This is a genomic window from Klebsiella sp. 141240 (assembly GCF_050600805.1).
Lineage (GTDB): Bacteria > Pseudomonadota > Gammaproteobacteria > Enterobacterales > Enterobacteriaceae > Klebsiella > Klebsiella aerogenes.
The window spans coordinates 36,161-53,189 of sequence record NZ_JAQIRK010000002.1 but is presented as its reverse complement, the minus strand read 5'-3'; the positions used below and the strand labels follow the sequence as shown (position 1 = coordinate 53,189).

Here is a 17,029-nt window from a genome sequence, read left to right as displayed (position 1 = left end):
TTCTCCCCCAGAAAAGCGCCAGGATGATAAGCTAGTGGGATCGTAACGAAAAATGCAGAGGGGAAAGGTAATGGATAAGAAAATTGGCTTTATCGGCTGCGGCAACATGGGTAAAGCCATTCTCGGCGGCCTGATCGCCAGCGGACAAGTGCAACCGGCGCAAATCTGGGTCTATACCCCATCGCCGGACAAAGTTGCCGCCCTGCATGACCAATACGGTATTAATGCGGCGGAAAGCGCACAGGAAGTCGCTCAGGTCGCCGATATCGTCTTCGGCGCGGTGAAGCCGGGGATCATGACCAAGGTATTAAGCGATATCGCATCCAGTCTGAACAAAGATTCGCTGGTGGTTTCGATAGCCGCAGGCGTCACGCTGGATCAGCTGGCGCGGGCGCTGGGCCACGATCGCAAAATTATTCGCGCCATGCCGAACACGCCGTCGCTGGTGAACGCCGGGATGACCTCCGTAACGCCAAACGCGCTGGTCAGCGCGGAAGAGATCGCCGAGGTGTTAACCATTTTCCGCTGCTTCGGCCAGGCGGAAACCATCGCCGAACCGATGATTCACCCGGTGGTTGGCGTCAGCGGTTCCGCGCCGGCTTACGTCTTTATGTTTATCGAAGCCATGGCCGATGCCGCCGTTCTCGGCGGTATGCCGCGCGCGCAGGCCTACAAATTCGCCGCGCAGGCGGTGATGGGGTCAGCGAAGATGGTACTGGAAAGCGGCGAACATCCGGGTGCGCTGAAAGATATGGTCTGCTCGCCGGGCGGCACCACCATTGAAGCGGTTCGCGTACTGGAAGAAAAAGGTTTCCGTTCCGCCGTTATCGAAGCGATGGCGAAGTGTATGGAAAAATCAGAGCAACTGAGCCGTTCCTGATAAGCCTGAAAGAGACTACGGGTGAGGCGCCACCGCCCCACCCGTCATCTTATTTCTTCAGGCAGGTACTCATAAACTTATTACGATCGTCACCCTTCAGCGATTTCGACGACGCTTCTTTGCTACAAGCGCTCATCTTCTGCTGTTGAGGCGTCAGCGTCTTGCCGGCCGCTGGCGCATCTTTCTTCAGGCAATTGCTCATAAAGGTTTTACGTTCATCACCCTTCAGCGACTTTGACGCCGCTTCGGTATTACATACGCTCATTTTCTGCTGCTGAGGCGTTAACGTTTTATCTGCGGCACTCACCGCGGCAACAAAGACCAAACCAAAAAGTAGGGTTACCAGAAATGTTATTTTCATCACACCATCCCTCTGTTAGTGGATCTCTGTAAGTCTGGTCGCTATCAGCAAAAAAACCAGCCGGTAACGCAAATTCATTACCGGCGCCGGGTTATTTCAGACCCAGCGCGTCTTTCATGGTGTAAAACAGATCGGTTTGATCGGTGAGCCCCACCACGTTGCCCGCATGCGGTCCGTATGCGGCAATGCGCAGTTGGGTACCGGTGTGCTCCATTGACTCTTCTTCAGAGTTGCCATAGCTCATCACCATTACCGCGCCATCTTTAGTGGTCAGCGCCTGGGTCAGGCCCGGAGCCTTGGTGTCTGCCGGGATAATCTGGCTGGAGTGGGCGTGATCGGCGGTGACGATAACCAGGGTATTGCCCTCTTTTTTGGCAAATTCCAGCGCTTTCTGTACCGCTTCATCGAGGTCGACGGTTTCGCCAATCTGGCCGCAAGGGTTTGCGGCATGGTCCTGTTTATCGATAGACGCTCCCTCAACCTGCAGGAAGAAACCTTTCTCGTTGCGGCTCAGGAGATCAATCGCTTTTTCGGTCATCTGCGCCAGCGTCGGTACGGAAGCATCGCGTTTCGGGTTTGGCGTACAGGTTACCGGCGGTTTGTCGATATTGCCGTGATAAGAGGCTTTCGGGCCTTCCCACCGCACCGGCATATTGCCATCGGAGAACAGACCGAGCAGCGGTTTACCCTGATTTGCTTCGCTGATAGCGGCGAGTGAAGCGGCGTCGGTCACAATCTGATAGCCGCGAGCGACCGCCTGCTCATGCAGGGTTTTCCCCTGCCACTCCCCCGCGGTCGCCGTTTCAGCAAAGGTCTTCGCCCCGCCGCCTAAAGAGACATCCGGACGGGCATTCAGCAGTTGTTCGGTGATAGAGCCCTTACCGCCTTTTTCCAGCGCGTTGCTGGCGCATTTTTCGCTGGTCACGCTGGGACCATAGCATTTACGCGAGGTCACATGGGCAACCTGCGCCGCCGGCGTCGCATCCTGCAGTTCAGCCGTCGAGACATTGCCGGTGGCAAAACCCGCGGCTTTCGCCAGCTCAAGGATGGTCTGATGATCTTTTTCGTGGATATCAACGCCCAGCGCGCCGTTATAGCTTTTCACGCCGGTGGTCCACGCGGTTGCCGAAGCGGCGGAATCCGTCACGTAATCCGGTTTGCCGGTTTTTTTATCCAGAGAATAATGGGTATATTGGCCCGTCAGCGGCAGGGCATCAATACCTTTAAAGAAACCGCCGGCGCCTTCGGCATAATTTCGTGCGGCGGTAATTTCTGAATCGCCCATACCATCGCCAATGAGCAAAATAATATTTTTCGCCGGTTTATTGATTAACGAAGCGCGCAGCGCTTCGGTCTGATCGCCCGTTAAACGGCGCGCGCCGCCTGGGGTCGTGATATCGCCCTGCGCCGCGCGATTTTCCAACACCGGCGAAGAAGTGGTTTGCGCATGAATAACCGGGGGAGCCAGCAGCGGTAACAGGGCAATAAAGAGGGCAGATAATTTCACTTTGTCGTCTCCATGTAAAAAATACTTAAAAAACAAAACGAGGGAGACTTTATAAAAGTGGTGTGACAGAAAAATGACAGCATCCTTACTGGTCACATGATTAGTTACGAGGATGCCGGAGCAGCTTTTTTATATATTGCTGCAGAAGCTGGGTGTCACGGTCGTCCACCAGCGGCCCGGGCTTTACCTGCTCCATTGCGGTTTCGATATCCTGAATCAAACGTTGCTGCGCATCCTCAGCCATATGGCGCAGCAGCGCGGTGACGACAATTTCCAGCGCCTCAACCTGTACCGTCAGTTCTTTTGCCTCTTCTTCTTTTTGCGCCAGATTGACCAACAGCTCGGCAATGAGATTTTTCATTACGCATTATCCTTAAGCAACATCCATAATGGCCTAGTTATGTCATACATCGGCATATCGATACCAGAATTATTTTCAAATAATAGGGTTATTCCTGCAATAATATTCAGCGAAACGTTTTTATTACCGCCAGGCAACAAAGGCAAAGCCCCTATTATTAATAGCCAAAAGATAATTCTATAACCAAATTTAATAGTAAATAATAAAATGGAATATGCGTCGCACTATTTAAGGATAACTAAAGGTAATGGTTAATAGCTATATCAGCTGATTAATATAAGGCGCCCTTATGAGCGCCCAATATTTTTATTTAAACGGCCGCGCGGCGGCTTCGGCGTAACATAATCGCCAGTTGCCAGATATTAATCAGGACAATCAACGCAGTGGCAATAAACACCCAGCGGAAACCCGCCATTGCCGAGACCGAAGCGCCAATGAGCGGCCCGGCGACATTACCCAGATACATAAATGACTGGTTATAACCGAAAATACGCCCGGTGACGTTATCGCTGCAGTATTTCAAGAGCAGCGTCTGGACCGCCGGTAACATCGCGCCGTCGGCAAAGCCCAGCAGGAAGCGCAATACCCCGAGCTGCAGCGGCGAAGTCACGAACGACATCGCAAAGAACATCACCACCGCGCAACATAACGTCGCCAGCAGAATACGCGACGTCCCGATGCGATCGCCGAGTTTCCCCAGCCGAGGCGCGGAAATCAACGCCGAAATCCCCGGTACGGCGGCAATCATCCCCGCCAGAAACGCGATATTGTTGCTGTCTGGCGCCATCGACTTGATAAATAACGCCAGAATCGGCCCGATAGAGCCGTTACACAACTGGATAACCAGGGTGGTGAAAAACAGGCTAATCACCAGCCCCGGATGCGTTAGCGTAGCAAAGACCGCTTTGCCGCTCAGACGCTCGGCTTTGCTTATTTGCGGCCGGGCGCCTTCTTTAATCAGAAATAACGTCACAAGGAAGCTGACCGTCAGTAAAATCGCGGTAATGAAAAACACCGCCCGCAGGCCGACGTGGTCGGCAAGAAAACCGCCGAGCAGCGGGCCGCCGATCACGCCGCTTATCTGCGCTGTCGAGAGGGTACTCAGCGCCCAACCGCTGCGTTCACGCGGCACCTGCGAGGCCACCAGCGCCATGGCGTTGGGTATATAGCCTGAGGTCAGCCCCATTACCGCCCGCAAAATAAATAGCTGCCAAACGTTGGTCGCAAAAGCCTGCAGTAAAATGGCTATCGCCATGCCAAGGGAGGCGCGCAGCAGCATGAGTTTGCGCCCTTTGCGGTCTGCCAGGCTCCCCCACATCGGCGAGACAATCGCCGACACCAGGAACGTGACGCTAAAGGTCAAGCCCGACCACATCGACAGCGCTTCGTGTGAGGTAACGCCCAACTGAGAGACATACAGCGGTAAGAAGGGCAGAATTTGACTGATGGCGAGTCCGGTAAAAAAGCAGCCGAACCAGACAGAAATGAGATAAACCTTCCAGGATTCCATAACTACGCGTATTCATTAGTGTTTCGTTAATTATTATCTAGCTTAGCAATTTCCGTCTTCGCACGTAGTACCAGAGATGCGCATGCCGCGAGTTTGGTGTTTTATCGCCCTGACCGCGGAGTAGACAAACATAATCGAAGATAACCGCATTTTCGTCAGTGCGATGTGCTGACGCACACCGGCGCATAGCGGCGAATGCGCAGCATTTAACCCTCTGCGGCAAAGGGTAAAGATTCAGGCAGCCATCTCGCTAAAACACATGCTATGTTATGTGTTTTGATGTAATCAGGATGGAAGTTGAAATGGCTAAAATGAGGGTTGGGATCGTTTTTGGCGGTAAGTCGGCAGAACATGAAGTGTCGCTGCAGTCAGCCAAAAATATCGTCGAAGCAATTGATAAAACGCGCTTTGATGTTGTGCTGCTGGGAATCGATAAACAGGGGCTTTGGCATATCAACGATGCCAGCAACTATCTGCTGAACCCGCAGGATCCCGCCCATATCGCGCTGCGCCCATCGGACGTGACGCTGGCGCAAATTCCCGGTCGCGATGCCCATCAGTTGATCAACGCCGATAGCGGCCAGCCGCTGGCGGCCATCGACGTCATCTTCCCGATTGTTCACGGCACCCTTGGCGAAGATGGCTCGCTGCAGGGAATGCTGCGGATGGCGAATTTGCCGTTCGTCGGATCCGATGTGCTTGGCTCCGCCGCCTGCATGGATAAAGACGTCACTAAACGCCTGCTTCGCGATGCCGGTCTGTCAATTGCGCCGTTCATCACTCTGACTCGCGCCAACCGCCAGCAGTTCAGCTTTGCCGATGTCAAAGCGAAGCTGGGGTTACCGCTGTTCGTGAAGCCCGCAAACCAGGGTTCTTCCGTCGGCGTCAGCAAAGTGAAGAGCGAAGAAGAGTACCTGCAGGCCGTCGCGTTAGCCTTTGAATTCGACCATAAAGTGGTAGTTGAACAAGGGATTAAGGGCCGTGAAATCGAGTGCGCGGTGCTGGGCAATGATTATCCTCAGGCCAGCACCTGCGGGGAGATCGTTCTCAATAGCGAATTCTATGCCTACGATACCAAGTACATTGATGACAAAGGCGCGCAGGTGGTGGTTCCGGCAGCCATCGCCCCGGAGATCAACGACAAAATCCGCGATATCGCCGTCCGCGCTTACCAAACGCTCGGCTGCAGCGGAATGGCCCGCGTGGACGTCTTCCTGACGGAAGATGACGAGGTGGTGATCAACGAAATCAACACGCTGCCGGGCTTTACCAACATCAGTATGTATCCGAAGCTGTGGCAGGCCAGCGGTCTGGATTACACCAGCCTGATAAGCCGCCTGATCGAGCTGGCGCTGGAGCGCCACGCTGCCGACCGCGCGCTGAAAACCTCAATGAACTAAGCCTCTTTCCCGGGTAGCGGCGTACCGCCTTACCCGGGCTACCACGTCGTTATTACGCCTCTCCCACCGGACGGCGGCGAATAACAAATCCCGCCAGCCAAAAGCTCACGACCCACGTCGCCAGACCGACGGCATAAGATTGCCACCCCTGCGCGTCAAACCCCAGCAGCCCCACCACGCCATTCAAAATAAAAATTAACCCCAGCGCGAACGCGTAGTAGTGCCAGTCACGGCGGATTTTGTCGGTCAGCTTCATAACGACTCCTGCAGAAAAAAAACATCATCGCATAGCCGCCCGCCGCGCCAACAAGATTGTTCGCACAATGCGAAGCCGCTCTCCCTTTTGTGCAATGCGGGCCCGCCGACAGTTTTGTCAAAACAGGATTATTCCTGGCAGAAATTACCAGCAATCTGATACAGGGAAACGCCCGCCGCTGCCAGAATTCCTGTCTATAGAGCTGGGGGAAAACCAGCGGAACAGGTGTTGCGGAGGTTTATATGGCTGAATTTACGTTTTCAAAGACGCTGATGGGGAGCAACAAAAAGAAGGTATCGGTCACCAGCGGTAACATTGCCTACGCGCTTTTTGTTCTGCTGTGCATCTGGGCCGGCGCGCAAATGTTGAGCATGCTGGTACACGCGCCTGGCGTATTCGAACATCTCATTCAGATTCAGGATACCAACCGCCCGCGTATTGAAATTGGGCTCGGCGTCGGTACCCTGTTCGGTTTAATTCCGTTCCTGTTTGGTAGCCTGCTGGTCGGCGCGCTGGGGCTTATCCTGCGCTGGTACCATAACCGTTAACGACGCGCCATACAGCTGGCGCGGCGATCGTCGACCCGCTTAGCAAACCACGCGGTGGTGAGATTGCGGGTGATTTTCGGGCTTTCCAGTTGGATCCCTGGCAACATCTCGCGCGGAAGTGTTTTCCCGGCCTTTTTCTCGGCGATTTTGAATATTTTCTTATACAAATCGCTCTCTTCAAACGCCAGGCTGTCACCCTTCTTCAGTTGACGATGGATATCGCTATCGCTCATCCCCAACTGCCCGGCTAAACGGCGCACCGCCAGCTCAGTCGTTCCGGGTTCATCGCTGTCATAACGAATAAGATCGCCATCCAGCGCCAGCTTAACGCCGGTGGCTTTAACCACCGCATTCTGGAAGGCGGCATTACGGCTGGCATACCAACCGGCATTGAAATCAGCAAAGCGGTACAGCGGCACGCTGTAGTTAGCCGGGTAGTTGAGCAGATGATAGGTGCCGAACCACAACCCGCCACGTAGACTGAAAACCTCCTGGCGCACGGTGCCGTCCATTTTCCACGGATAACCATCGGTGTGCTGCTGGGCAAAGGCGATGCTTACCTGCATTGGCCCGCCGGTATGCACCGGGTTGAGAGAGCCGAACAGCTTCTGGCCCATCGGCACCATGCCAATGAAGTCATCAAAAATCGCGCTCAGCTGTTTTTCCGTTTTGACGTTATCCAGGCGATCGCTGTAACTTTTACCGTTTGGTGAGGTGATTTTCAGCGCGGTATGCACCAGAAATACCGGGATATGCATTTTTTCCGCCCGGCGGTCAATTTCCTGCCAGGCGATTTTATTCAGGCCCGGCACCGCCGGATCGGCCTGATAGTTTGATTCCTGCTGCGCGACCGCCAGCACCGAACAGACGTTTTCTTCCGTCGGCGCCAGCTTCTGGCTGTCAAAGGTTTTGGCAATCGCCTGCGCCCAGGCCTCGCGGTCTTTGACGCTGGCGGGCATTTTTTGCCGCACCACGGCGGCAACATCCACCGGCTTCTCGCCTTCTTTCAACTTAGGCGCCTGCTGGCTGGTACAGGCGCTCAGCACCAACCCGGCCAGCAGCGTTAAAGAGAGTGAAACACTGCGAGAAACCTGCGCCATAAACCTTCCTTGCATTCATTAATTAACAGTTGAAGAGACTTCCTGCAGCCCTTTGTTATCCAGTTCGCGCTCAAAGCTGCGCAGACGTTTATAGATGGACATCAGTTCCACCAGCGTGGTCCACGAACTAATCAGATACTGGAACGAGCCGCGTACTTGGCCGAACACGTTGGTGATCTGGGTCATCAGGCCGAGCGTAATCGTACCGGCGACAATCGACGGAAACAGCAGGAACAAGCCGAAAACGTTATCCACCTGCAGGTAAAGAATACGGGCGATATTGAAATACATATAGTGGAAATAGAGACGGAAGTAGTTGTGGCGCACCGCGCTGAACAGCTCGCGCACGGTCGGCGGCGTGGCGCGGTTGGCGTCGTCCTCGCCATACACCAGCTCTTTACGATAGGCGGCTTCTACCCGCTGGTTTTTAAATTGCAGGCCCGGCAGCTTGATCCCGACCACCGCCAGCAGCCCGGTTCCCATCAGCGACCACACGATAGCGGCGATCACAAGTCCATACGGTAAATGACCAACGATCGGCAGGTCCGGCACATGCGCCGACAGCGAAACTAGCACCGGCAGGAAGGCAATCAGGGTCATGACCGCATTAATAAAGCTTACGCCCATATCTTCAAGCGTCGCGGCGAAGCGCATGGTGTCTTCCTGCACACGCTGAGCGGCACCTTCGATATGGCGCAGATGCTGCCAGTGCTCCATATAGTGTTCGTTCATCGCGGTACGCCAGCGGAACACATAGTGGCTGACGAAGAAGTTATTCAGCACGCCAATCACCACCGCAATCAGCGCGATACCGAGAAAAATACCAATCTCGTGGTAGAACTGATTGATGCTGACCTTATGGGGCGTGGCCAGCGCGCTCTGAATCAAATCATAGAACGGCGCATACCAGGCGTTGATCGCCACCCCAACTTCCACCAAAAACCAGGTGACAAAAATAATCAACGAGGTGCCGAGAATCGACCAGTATTGCCAGCGATGCGGGCTATAGATAAACCAGAACAGCGCGAAGGCGCCGACGCAGAACAGGTAATACGCGTAAAACACCAGATAGTTGAGCGACCAGAACCGCGCCGCGCTGATGGCGACATCCTGCGATGCGCCGGTTATCCGCAGCAGCCAGTCGCCGCCGCCCGCCTGCCAAAAGATCACCGCCAGCAGCGACCAGATAAAGGCAGAAATAAAAAACGGCCCCGGTTTGGGGAAAAAAGCTTTAAACATCGTACTCTCCTGCTAACTTCTTATCGTTCTGTTTTTGCTGTGTACCACACGTACGCCCGCCGCAACGCGCGGCGGCGATGTAAAGCGGACCCATGATGAGACCGGATATCAGCGACTTAGTTCGTCTGCCATTCGGCAAGAATTGTTTCTACGGGTTTCACGCGTAAAGGATTACCAGGGAGGATGAAGGTCCGCCACACCTCGTTATAGTGAGCGATCAGCGTTTTGGCTTCAGCGGCGGCGCGGTTAGCGGTGGTATGGGCATCTTCGGCGATGGTGATGGCATAGCCGCGGCTGGCGCCGTTTTTGATGGTGGTATCGACGCAATAATCGGTCGCGCAGCCGCAAATAACAAAATCGTGAGTTCCGCTCTCGCGCAGCACCTGTTCAAGATCGGTTTTATAAAATGCATCACAGGCCGTTTTGGTGACGTAGCGCGCCCCGGCGGGTTGCGCCAGTTCAGGCAGCAGCGCAAACCCCTCGCTTCCCTCTTCCAGGCCTCCCGCTTCAGCGTGCTGAATGAAAATAACGCTATCGGCGGCGTGAATCAGGCGATTGATTTGCGCCACGCAGCGTTCGCGATCGATACGCGGCGTCTCGAATACGCCGTTTTGCATATCCACTACCATCAGAACCCGTTGAGATGCCATCACCACTCTCTTTTATAAGATGAATAAGAGCTTAATCATACGCGTCAGGCGGAAAAGCAGATATCTGAAAGCGGAAAAAAGTCATTTTTACGCACCGTTACGCTTTTCTGTGAAATATTGTCGTTATTCCCACTTTGCTCGCCGCGACTTCGTAGTATAAATACGGTGTATATTCCCCTAATAAACGATGGATGCCTCCGTTGAAACGTAGTTTGCTCATTTTTGCTGCGCTGTGCGCGGCGTCGTGGACCTCAGCCCAGGCGGTTCAGCCGAGCGTTGATCCGGTATTTACTTCTGATGTGGTCGACCGCTTCGCCGAACATATTTATTACGGCAGCGGCGCCACCGGCATGGCGATGGTGGTTATTGACGGCAACCAGCGCGTATTCCGCAGCTTCGGCGAAACCCGTCCGGGTAATAATCAGCATCCGCAATTGGATTCCGTTATCCGTATCGCCTCTCTGAGTAAGCTGATGACCAGTGAAATGCTGGTGAAACTGCTCGATCAGGGAGTGGTTAAGCTTGACGATCCGCTGAGTAAATACGCCCCGCCTGGCGCGCGCGTGCCAACCTACCAGGGTGTACCGATTACGCTGGTCAATCTCGCGACCCACACCAGCGCCCTGCCGCGCGAGCAGCCGGGCGGCGCGGCGCATCGCCCGGTTTTCGTCTGGCCGACCCGCCAGCAGCGCTGGAACTGGCTGTCGACGGCAACGCTTAAAACCACGCCGGGTTCGCAGGCGGCCTATTCCAACCTGGCCTTCGACCTGCTAGCCGATGCGCTATCGACCGCCGCCGGTAAGCCTTACCCGCAGCTGTTTGAAGAACAAATCACCCGCCCGCTCGGCATGAAGGACACCACCTTTACGCCATCGCCGGACCAGTGTCAGCGCCTGATGGTGGCGGAGAAAGGCGCCAGCCCGTGTAATAACACCCTCGCGGCCATCGGCAGCGGCGGTGTGTATTCGACGCCGGGCGATATGATGCGCTGGATGCAGCAGTTCCTCTCTTCAGATTTCTATACCCGCGGCCAGCAGGCCGATCGCATGCAGACGCTGATTTATCAACGTACCCAGCTCACCAGAGTGATTGGCATGGATGTCCCGGGTAAAGCCGATGCGCTGGGTCTGGGCTGGGTTTACATGAAGCCGAAAAACGGCCATCCGGGTATTATTCAGAAAACCGGCGGCGGCGGCGGATTTATTACCTATATGGCGATGAACCCGCAGGCTAACGTCGGGGTCTTCGTGGTGGTGACCCGTTCCGCGTTGACCCGCTTCAGCGCCATGAGCGACGGCGTCAACGACCTCGTCAGCGCCTTAAGCGGCGTGCAGCCGAATATGGAAACCGCCAGCCAGTAATCGTTGCGGGATGTTTTGCCACTGATTGTTAAGGATCGTTTTGGCGAAACATCCCGCTGTCGTTTGCGGTACACTACCTTCTTTCATTTCACAAAATCAGGCAAACCATGACAGATTTAATCACTCGCCCACGCCGCCTGCGTCAATCCGCCTCGCTGCGCGCCATGTTTGAAGAGACAACACTGAGTTTGAACGACCTGGTGTTGCCGATCTTTGTTGAAGAAGAAATTGACGATTACAAAGCCATCGAAGCGATGCCTGGCGTCATGCGTATTCCGGAAAAACATCTGGCGCGCGAAATTGAGCGCATCGCCAACGCCGGTATTCGTTCAGTGATGACCTTTGGCATCTCCCATCATACCGACGCGACCGGTAGCGATACCTGGAATGAAAACGGTCTGGTGGCGCGCATGACCCGTATCGCCAAACAGGCGGTGCCGGAAATGATCGTCATGTCCGATACCTGCTTCTGCGAATATACCTCGCACGGCCACTGCGGCGTGCTGTGCGAGCACGGCGTCGATAACGATGCGACTCTGGAAAACCTCGGTAAGCAAGCGGTTGTCGCCGCGGCCGCCGGCGCTGATTTCATCGCGCCTTCCGCCGCGATGGACGGCCAGGTACAGGCGATCCGCCGTTCGCTGGATGCCGCAGGCTTTACCAATACCGCAATTATGTCCTACTCGACCAAATTCGCCTCATCGTTCTACGGCCCGTTCCGTGAAGCCGCCGGTACCGCGCTGAAAGGCGATCGTAAAACCTACCAGATGAGCCCGATGAACCGTCGCGAGGCAATCCGCGAGTCGCTGCTCGATGAAGCGCAGGGCGCGGACTGCCTGATGGTGAAACCGGCTGGCGCCTATCTGGATATCCTGCGTGATATCCGCGAGCGCACCGACCTGCCGCTCGGCGCTTATCAGGTCAGCGGCGAGTACGCGATGATCAAATTTGCCGCGCAGGCTGGCGCTATCGACGAAGAGAAAGTGGTGCTGGAAAGCCTTGGCGCAATTAAACGCGCAGGCGCGGACCTGATCTTCAGCTATTTCGCCCTCGATCTGGCCGAGAAAAAAATCCTGCGTTAAACCTTCCCTCTCCCCGGTGGCGCTAACGCTTACCGGGGCTACCAACCAAATTCCAAATCGTAGATATTATTATCAGTTTGCAACTGTTTCATTCCTGGAGAAACGGTTGTTCTATGCTGTTTCCGGGCACATTGCGCTCCCGAAATGTCTTCTGCGTTATGTCTCTCATGGCATAGGGAGCGCACAGGGGGCGGCCAGTCGCCGCCGCCCCCTGTACCCCCGGGCTCTGGCCGCCAAAATCGCCACTTCGTGGTTCCTTCGACTTATCCCTACAGGCTTCGGGTCGGGCCGAGGCAGCGTCCCTGCAAATCACGGCCCTCAGCCCGCATCCATGCGGGCTGCCCCGGCCTGCCGGGAACGTCTCAGCGATTTTGAGGCCACCAACACCGGCAGTTTCAGTAGCCATGGATACAACGGTAGAGCTCTGCAGCGCGCAATGGCACGGACTGTAGGTCGGGTAAGGCGTAGCCGCCACCCGACAAAAAAACGGCGCTGCGGGTCGCCCGGATAAGGCGCATCGCGCCGCTATCCGGGAAACCTCACCTGCTGAGACCGAATCTTCACCGAATTGTAATCTGAACGACATCTGCGCCTTCTACTGTCTGGGCAGGACAGAGGAGGAGTCACTATGTTTAGTCTCGACAACGTTCTCGATGACCTGTGGCCTCAGGCAAGGCCCGCCCCCTGGCAGAAAAAGGTGTTGAAAAAGCTTCTACATGAAGAAGAGTTCCAGCAATTTGCCGCCCGCCATCGTCACCTGAAAGGACTGGATACGGTCGAACAGGTCCTCGAACATCTCAATATCCGCTGCGCTATCCCGGCGCATGACCTTGAACAAATCCCCGAACATGGCCCGCTGGTGATTATCGCCAACCATCCGACCGGAACGCTCGATGGACTCGCTCTGCTCTATGCGGTCTCCCGCGTACGGCGCGATGTCAAAGTCGTCACTAACCGCATGCTGACCCATCTTGAACCGCTGAGCTCGCTGTTTATTCCGGTGGATAATATCAACGGCCGTACCGCCAAAGCAGCGCTGCAGCAGATGGACCAACAGCTTCAGCAGGGCGGCGTGCTGATCTTCTTCCCGGCGGGGGAAGTCTCGCGTCTGACCCGCCGCGGCATCCGTGATAAAAAATGGCATCCCGGCTTCATCAAGCTGGCGGCGAAATACCGCGCGCCGCTGCTGCCGGCCTGGATCCGCGCCCACAACAGCCCGCTGTTCTACGCCAGCGCCCTGCTCTCCGATAATCTGCCGCTGCTGCTATTAATGCAGCAGATGTTTCGCCGCCGCGATAGCAGCTTGCCGTTACGCATTGGCCAGCAAATCGCGTGGTCATCGTGGCATCAGCCGCCGCTTTCCGCCCGCGAACTGGCGGACCGCTGCTACCGCCACGTCGAGCGCCTCGGTAAAGGACATCCCGGCCTGTTTAAAAGCGAAAGCGCGATCGCCCGCCCGGAAGACCGCGCGCTGCTCAAACGCGAGCTGGCAAAAACCGAATGTCTGGGCAAAACCGCGGACGGTAAGCTGATTTATCTATGGCAGCGCAACGGTCAGGAAGAGGCGCCGCTGCTTCGCGAACTGGGCCGTCTGCGGGAGATAGCCTTCCGGGCGGTCGGCGAAGGCAGCGGCAAACGCCGCGATATCGATAGCTACGATGATGACTACCTGCACCTGATTTTATGGGATGAAGAAGATCTGGAGATCGTCGGCGCCTACCGTTTTATGCCTACCGCCATGCAACTGGAAAAACGGGGACTGGAGGGCATCTACAGCTACAGCCTGTTCCACTACGACGCGCGGATGGACGATATTCTACAGCACGGGATTGAACTGGGGCGCAGTTTCATTCAGCCGCGCTACTGGGGACGCCGGGGGCTGGATTATCTCTGGTCAGGCATCGGCGCCTGGCTGGCGCGAAACCCGAACTATCGCTATCTTTTTGGCCCGGTCTCGATTTCAGGCGGACTGCCGCCCGATGCCCGCGATTTGCTGGTCGCCTTCTACCGCTTATGGTTTCCGGCGACGCATCCGCTGGCCAAATCCCGCCGCCCCTACCCAGCTTCGCTACCCGAGGTGCTGGCGCAGTTTGGCGGCGAGAATTACACCGAAGACCTGACGCGGCTGAAGTCGCTGCTCGGTAACCTCGGCTGCGGCATCCCGCCGCTGTATAAACAGTACTCGGAAGTGTGCGAGCCGGGCGGCGTGCAGTTTATCGATTTCGGCAGCGACCCGGACTTTAATCACTGCGTCGATGGGCTGGTACTGGTGGATTTAACCTACCTGAAAGCCAACCGTTACCAGCGCTACATCGGCGCGCATCTCTAGCCGTTTATCCCGCCCGGTAGAACGGCTTATCGCCAAGAATTGTCGCGCGGTGCATGATGCGCCGCTGCGGCAGATAGTCGGCGTTAGCGTAATGCTGCGTCACCCGGTTATCCCAAATCGCCACGTCGTTCGGCTGCCAGCGCCAGCGCACCTGGAATTCCGGTTTAGTGACGTGAGCAAACAGGAAGTTCAGCAGCGCCTCGCTCTCTTTCTCGCTGACATCCACAATGCGGGTGGTAAATCCTTCATTGACAAACAGCGCCTGCTTACCGGTTACCGGATGGGTACGTACCACCGGGTGCAACAGCGGCGGGTTCTTCGCCACCGCCTCACGCCAGCGCTGATGCTCCGCTTCCGTCTTGTTGTACTTATACTCCTGGAACGATTTGCGGAAATCGTGCTCCGCGCGTAACCCGCTCAACAGTTGGCGAAACGGTTCAGAGAGCGCCTCCCAGGCGGCAATACCGCTGGTCCATAGGGTATCGCCGCCGGTAGAAGGTAACTCCTTCGCCGCCAGAATCGCCCCTGCCGGCGGCGTGTCGATAAAGGTCACGTCGGTATGCCAGTTATCGTTGTCCGGCGGATTATCGTTATGGGTATCAAGCACGATAATTTCATCCACGCCCGGCGCATGCGGATAGACCGGATGGATATGCAAATCGCCAAAACGTAACGCCAGATCGCGCTGCTGTTGCGGGGTGATATTTTGCTCGCGCAGGAACACCACCTGATGGCGCAGCACCGCGTGGTATAGCTGCTCAAACTGATTGTCGCTTAACGGACGGGTCAAATCGGCTCCGGCCACCTGCGCGCCAATATACGGTCCCAACGGGGTAATGCTCAGACGTTCACTCATTGTACTTCTCCATGCCAGGGCGTCAGGCGGCGCTGCAACGCGCGCAGTCCCAGTTCCAGAACAAATGCGATTATCGCAATCACCGCGATCCCGGCTAACACCACATCGGTCGCCAGGAATTCACCGGCGGATTGCACCATAAAACCTAAGCCGCGAGTGGCGGCAATCAGCTCCGCCGCCACCAGCGTCGACCAACCGACGCCAAGGCCAATGCGCAGGCCGGTGAGAATTTCCGGCAGCGCGCCCGGTAGGATCACCAGCCACAGCACCTGAGCGCGACTGGCCCCTAAAGACTGCGCGGCGCGAACGCGGACCTGCTGCGCGCTTTTTACCCCCGCCAGCGTTGACATCACTACCGGGGCAAAAATCGCCAGATAGATCAGTAAGATTTTCGGCGTTTCGCCAATGCCGAACCAGATGATCACCAGCGGCAGCCACGCCAGCGGCGGTACCGGACGATACAGTTCGATCAGCGGGTCGAGGATCCCGCGTACCGTTTGGCTCAATCCCATAGCGATCCCCACCGGCACGCCGACGATCGCCGCCAGTACCAGCGCGATGGCGATACGCGTCAGGCTCGCCGCCAAATGCTGCCACAGGGTCGCGTCCATAAAGCCTTGCGGCCCGGCAATGGTGAGTAGCTTCTGCAATACCTGCCACGGCGAGGGTAAAAACAGCGGGCTAATCAGCTGCAACGCGGTCACCGCCCACCAGATAGCCAGCAACACCGCCAGCGTCGCTACGCTAAGGGTCAACTGCCGTGATAGCGGCCAGCGCCACTTCAGCGCGCGCTGGCGCGGTTTATCATTGAGGACCACGCTCATGAGAAAGCCTCCCGTTGTTCGAACACCCGGCTAAGCACATATTCGCGCTGGGCGATAAATTGCGGATCCGATTTAATGCTACGGCAGGATTCACCGGCGACAAAACGGCGGCCAAACTCCAGCGGCAGGCGTTCCTGCACCCGCCCTGGCCCCGGCGACAGCAGCACCAGCTCGCTGGCCATAAATACCGCCTCTTCGATATCGTGGGTAATCAACAGCACCTGCTTGCCGGTTTCATGCCACAGGCGCAGCAGCAGGGTTTGCATCTGTTCGCGAGTAAAGGCATCCAGCGCGCCGAAGGGCTCATCCAGCAGCAAAAGCTGCGGATCCGCCGCCAGCGCGCGCGCAATACCGACACGCTGGCGCTGGCCGCCGGAAAGCTGCCAGATAAAGCGCTTTTCCGCCCCCTGCAGGCCGACTTTTTTTAACATCTGCGCGGCGATTTCCCGGCGTTGGGTCTTTTCAACCCCCGCCAGCTGTAATCCCAGCGCGACGTTATCCAGCACGTTGCGCCACGGCAACAGGCCTTCATTTTGAAACACCACGCCGCGATCGGCGCCCGGCCCGTCGATGCGGCGGCCTTCGAGAGTGATGCTGCCGTGCTGGTAAGGCACGAATCCGGCAATCAGGTTCAGCAGCGTGGTTTTGCCGCAGCCGGAGGGGCCCAGCACCACCAGCAGTTCGCCGCTGTCCAGCGTCAGGTTGATATCCGCCAGCGCTGGTTTACCGCCATAATCAGCGGAGAGATGCGAGATTTGCAGCATC

17 protein-coding genes are annotated in these 17,029 nt (G+C 56.4%); 6 read left to right on the top strand and 11 right to left on the bottom strand.

The window, feature by feature from the left end; all coding sequences use genetic code 11:
- Positions 1-70: 70 nt before the first annotated feature.
- On the top strand, positions 71-880 hold the full coding sequence (gene proC, locus PGQ95_RS03255; RefSeq protein ID WP_015368023.1) for a pyrroline-5-carboxylate reductase: 810 nt from the start codon (positions 71-73) through the stop codon (positions 878-880).
- Between the two features lie 49 nt (positions 881-929).
- Here the strand turns inward: proC and PGQ95_RS03250 are convergent, their stop codons facing one another.
- The 4 genes from PGQ95_RS03250 to PGQ95_RS03235 all read right to left on the bottom strand — a co-directional run bounded on the left by PGQ95_RS03250 (position 930) and on the right by PGQ95_RS03235 (position 4,619).
- Entirely contained in the window at positions 930-1,241 is a 312-nt protein-coding gene (locus PGQ95_RS03250; RefSeq protein WP_045390969.1) for a PsiF family protein, read from the bottom strand.
- A 91-nt stretch (positions 1,242-1,332) separates the two neighbouring features.
- Positions 1,333-2,748 (bottom strand): alkaline phosphatase, encoded by a 1,416-nt coding sequence (gene phoA, locus PGQ95_RS03245; protein ID WP_087860418.1) that lies wholly within the window; start codon positions 2,746-2,748, stop codon positions 1,333-1,335.
- 100 nt (positions 2,749-2,848) lie between these two features.
- The gene (gene iraP / locus PGQ95_RS03240; protein WP_015368026.1) at positions 2,849-3,109 is read right to left on the bottom strand and encodes an anti-adapter protein IraP; all 261 of its coding nucleotides are present in this window, start codon (positions 3,107-3,109) and stop codon (positions 2,849-2,851) included.
- Between the two features lie 310 nt (positions 3,110-3,419).
- Positions 3,420-4,619 carry a multidrug efflux MFS transporter gene (locus tag PGQ95_RS03235; RefSeq protein WP_430916969.1) on the bottom strand — a complete coding sequence of 400 codons (1,200 nt, stop codon included), beginning with the start codon at positions 4,617-4,619 and terminating at the stop codon, positions 3,420-3,422.
- Between the two features lie 302 nt (positions 4,620-4,921).
- Between PGQ95_RS03235 and ddlA the strand changes: the two genes are divergently transcribed.
- Complete coding sequence (gene ddlA / locus PGQ95_RS03230) at positions 4,922-6,019, top strand: D-alanine--D-alanine ligase (RefSeq protein WP_063446054.1); 1,098 nt, start codon at positions 4,922-4,924, stop codon at positions 6,017-6,019.
- Positions 6,020-6,071: 52 nt separating this feature from the next.
- Here the strand turns inward: ddlA and PGQ95_RS03225 are convergent, their stop codons facing one another.
- Positions 6,072-6,275, bottom strand: coding sequence for a DUF2754 family protein (locus tag PGQ95_RS03225; protein ID WP_047046270.1), 204 nt, complete (start codon positions 6,273-6,275; stop codon positions 6,072-6,074).
- A 242-nt stretch (positions 6,276-6,517) separates the two neighbouring features.
- Between PGQ95_RS03225 and PGQ95_RS03220 the strand changes: the two genes are divergently transcribed.
- Positions 6,518-6,823: a DUF2755 family protein gene (locus PGQ95_RS03220; protein WP_015368031.1), complete on the top strand. Its 306-nt coding sequence runs from the start codon at positions 6,518-6,520 to the stop codon at positions 6,821-6,823.
- Here the strand turns inward: PGQ95_RS03220 and PGQ95_RS03215 are convergent.
- The 3 genes from PGQ95_RS03215 to PGQ95_RS03205 all read right to left on the bottom strand — a co-directional run bounded on the left by PGQ95_RS03215 (position 6,820) and on the right by PGQ95_RS03205 (position 9,791).
- Positions 6,820-7,923 carry a DUF1615 domain-containing protein gene (locus PGQ95_RS03215; protein ID WP_430916966.1) on the bottom strand — a complete coding sequence of 368 codons (1,104 nt, stop codon included), beginning with the start codon at positions 7,921-7,923 and terminating at the stop codon, positions 6,820-6,822. The genes PGQ95_RS03220 and PGQ95_RS03215 overlap by 4 nt on opposite strands.
- A gap of 18 nt (positions 7,924-7,941) precedes the next feature.
- Complete coding sequence (sbmA, locus tag PGQ95_RS03210) at positions 7,942-9,162, bottom strand: peptide antibiotic transporter SbmA (RefSeq protein WP_046884025.1); 1,221 nt, start codon at positions 9,160-9,162, stop codon at positions 7,942-7,944.
- A gap of 116 nt (positions 9,163-9,278) precedes the next feature.
- Positions 9,279-9,791, bottom strand: coding sequence for an isochorismatase family protein (locus PGQ95_RS03205; protein WP_183269041.1), 513 nt, complete (start codon positions 9,789-9,791; stop codon positions 9,279-9,281).
- Positions 9,792-10,012: 221 nt separating this feature from the next.
- Between PGQ95_RS03205 and ampH the strand changes: the two genes are divergently transcribed.
- From ampH to PGQ95_RS03190, 3 genes are all read left to right on the top strand, one after another.
- On the top strand, positions 10,013-11,173 hold the full coding sequence (gene ampH, locus PGQ95_RS03200; RefSeq protein WP_020079517.1) for a D-alanyl-D-alanine-carboxypeptidase/endopeptidase AmpH: 1,161 nt from the start codon (positions 10,013-10,015) through the stop codon (positions 11,171-11,173).
- Between the two features lie 107 nt (positions 11,174-11,280).
- On the top strand, positions 11,281-12,255 hold the full coding sequence (hemB, locus tag PGQ95_RS03195; RefSeq protein WP_015704537.1) for a porphobilinogen synthase: 975 nt from the start codon (positions 11,281-11,283) through the stop codon (positions 12,253-12,255).
- 628 nt (positions 12,256-12,883) lie between these two features.
- A complete protein-coding gene (locus PGQ95_RS03190; protein WP_430916964.1) occupies positions 12,884-14,584 on the top strand; it encodes a lysophospholipid acyltransferase family protein in 1,701 nt (566 codons plus the stop codon).
- Positions 14,585-14,588: 4 nt separating this feature from the next.
- On the opposite strand, the gene tauD is transcribed toward PGQ95_RS03190, so the two are convergent.
- The 3 genes from tauD to tauB are packed head-to-tail and all read right to left on the bottom strand — an operon-like array spanning position 14,589 to position 17,028.
- Entirely contained in the window at positions 14,589-15,440 is an 852-nt protein-coding gene (gene tauD / locus PGQ95_RS03185) for a taurine dioxygenase (RefSeq protein ID WP_015704533.1), read from the bottom strand.
- Positions 15,437-16,264, bottom strand: a complete 828-nt coding sequence (gene tauC / locus PGQ95_RS03180; RefSeq protein ID WP_430916962.1) for a taurine ABC transporter permease TauC — start codon at positions 16,262-16,264, stop codon at positions 15,437-15,439. The genes tauD and tauC overlap by 4 nt, the downstream gene beginning before the upstream one ends.
- Positions 16,261-17,028, bottom strand: a complete 768-nt coding sequence (tauB, locus tag PGQ95_RS03175) for a taurine ABC transporter ATP-binding subunit (protein ID WP_045380937.1) — start codon at positions 17,026-17,028, stop codon at positions 16,261-16,263. The genes tauC and tauB overlap by 4 nt, the downstream gene beginning before the upstream one ends.
- Position 17,029 lies beyond the last annotated feature (1 nt).

Excerpts from the sequence above, each read along its gene's own strand:
- proC (WP_015368023.1), top strand. The coding sequence starts at position 71 with ATGGATAAGAAAATTGGCTTTATCGGCTGCGGCAACATGGGTAAAGCC.
- PGQ95_RS03250 (WP_045390969.1), bottom strand. The coding sequence starts at position 1,241 with ATGAAAATAACATTTCTGGTAACCCTACTTTTTGGTTTGGTCTTTGTT.
- iraP (WP_015368026.1), bottom strand. The coding sequence starts at position 3,109 with ATGAAAAATCTCATTGCCGAGCTGTTGGTCAATCTGGCGCAAAAAGAA.
- PGQ95_RS03235 (WP_430916969.1), bottom strand. The coding sequence starts at position 4,619 with ATGGAATCCTGGAAGGTTTATCTCATTTCTGTCTGGTTCGGCTGCTTT.
- ddlA (WP_063446054.1), top strand. The coding sequence starts at position 4,922 with ATGGCTAAAATGAGGGTTGGGATCGTTTTTGGCGGTAAGTCGGCAGAA.
- PGQ95_RS03225 (WP_047046270.1), bottom strand. The coding sequence starts at position 6,275 with ATGAAGCTGACCGACAAAATCCGCCGTGACTGGCACTACTACGCGTTC.
- PGQ95_RS03220 (WP_015368031.1), top strand. The coding sequence starts at position 6,518 with ATGGCTGAATTTACGTTTTCAAAGACGCTGATGGGGAGCAACAAAAAG.
- PGQ95_RS03215 (WP_430916966.1), bottom strand. The coding sequence starts at position 7,923 with ATGGCGCAGGTTTCTCGCAGTGTTTCACTCTCTTTAACGCTGCTGGCC.
- sbmA (WP_046884025.1), bottom strand. The coding sequence starts at position 9,162 with ATGTTTAAAGCTTTTTTCCCCAAACCGGGGCCGTTTTTTATTTCTGCC.
- PGQ95_RS03205 (WP_183269041.1), bottom strand. The coding sequence starts at position 9,791 with ATGGTAGTGGATATGCAAAACGGCGTATTCGAGACGCCGCGTATCGAT.
- hemB (WP_015704537.1), top strand. The coding sequence starts at position 11,281 with ATGACAGATTTAATCACTCGCCCACGCCGCCTGCGTCAATCCGCCTCG.
- PGQ95_RS03190 (WP_430916964.1), top strand. The coding sequence starts at position 12,884 with ATGTTTAGTCTCGACAACGTTCTCGATGACCTGTGGCCTCAGGCAAGG.
- tauD (WP_015704533.1), bottom strand. The coding sequence starts at position 15,440 with ATGAGTGAACGTCTGAGCATTACCCCGTTGGGACCGTATATTGGCGCG.
- tauC (WP_430916962.1), bottom strand. The coding sequence starts at position 16,264 with ATGAGCGTGGTCCTCAATGATAAACCGCGCCAGCGCGCGCTGAAGTGG.
- tauB (WP_045380937.1), bottom strand. The coding sequence starts at position 17,028 with ATGCTGCAAATCTCGCATCTCTCCGCTGATTATGGCGGTAAACCAGCG.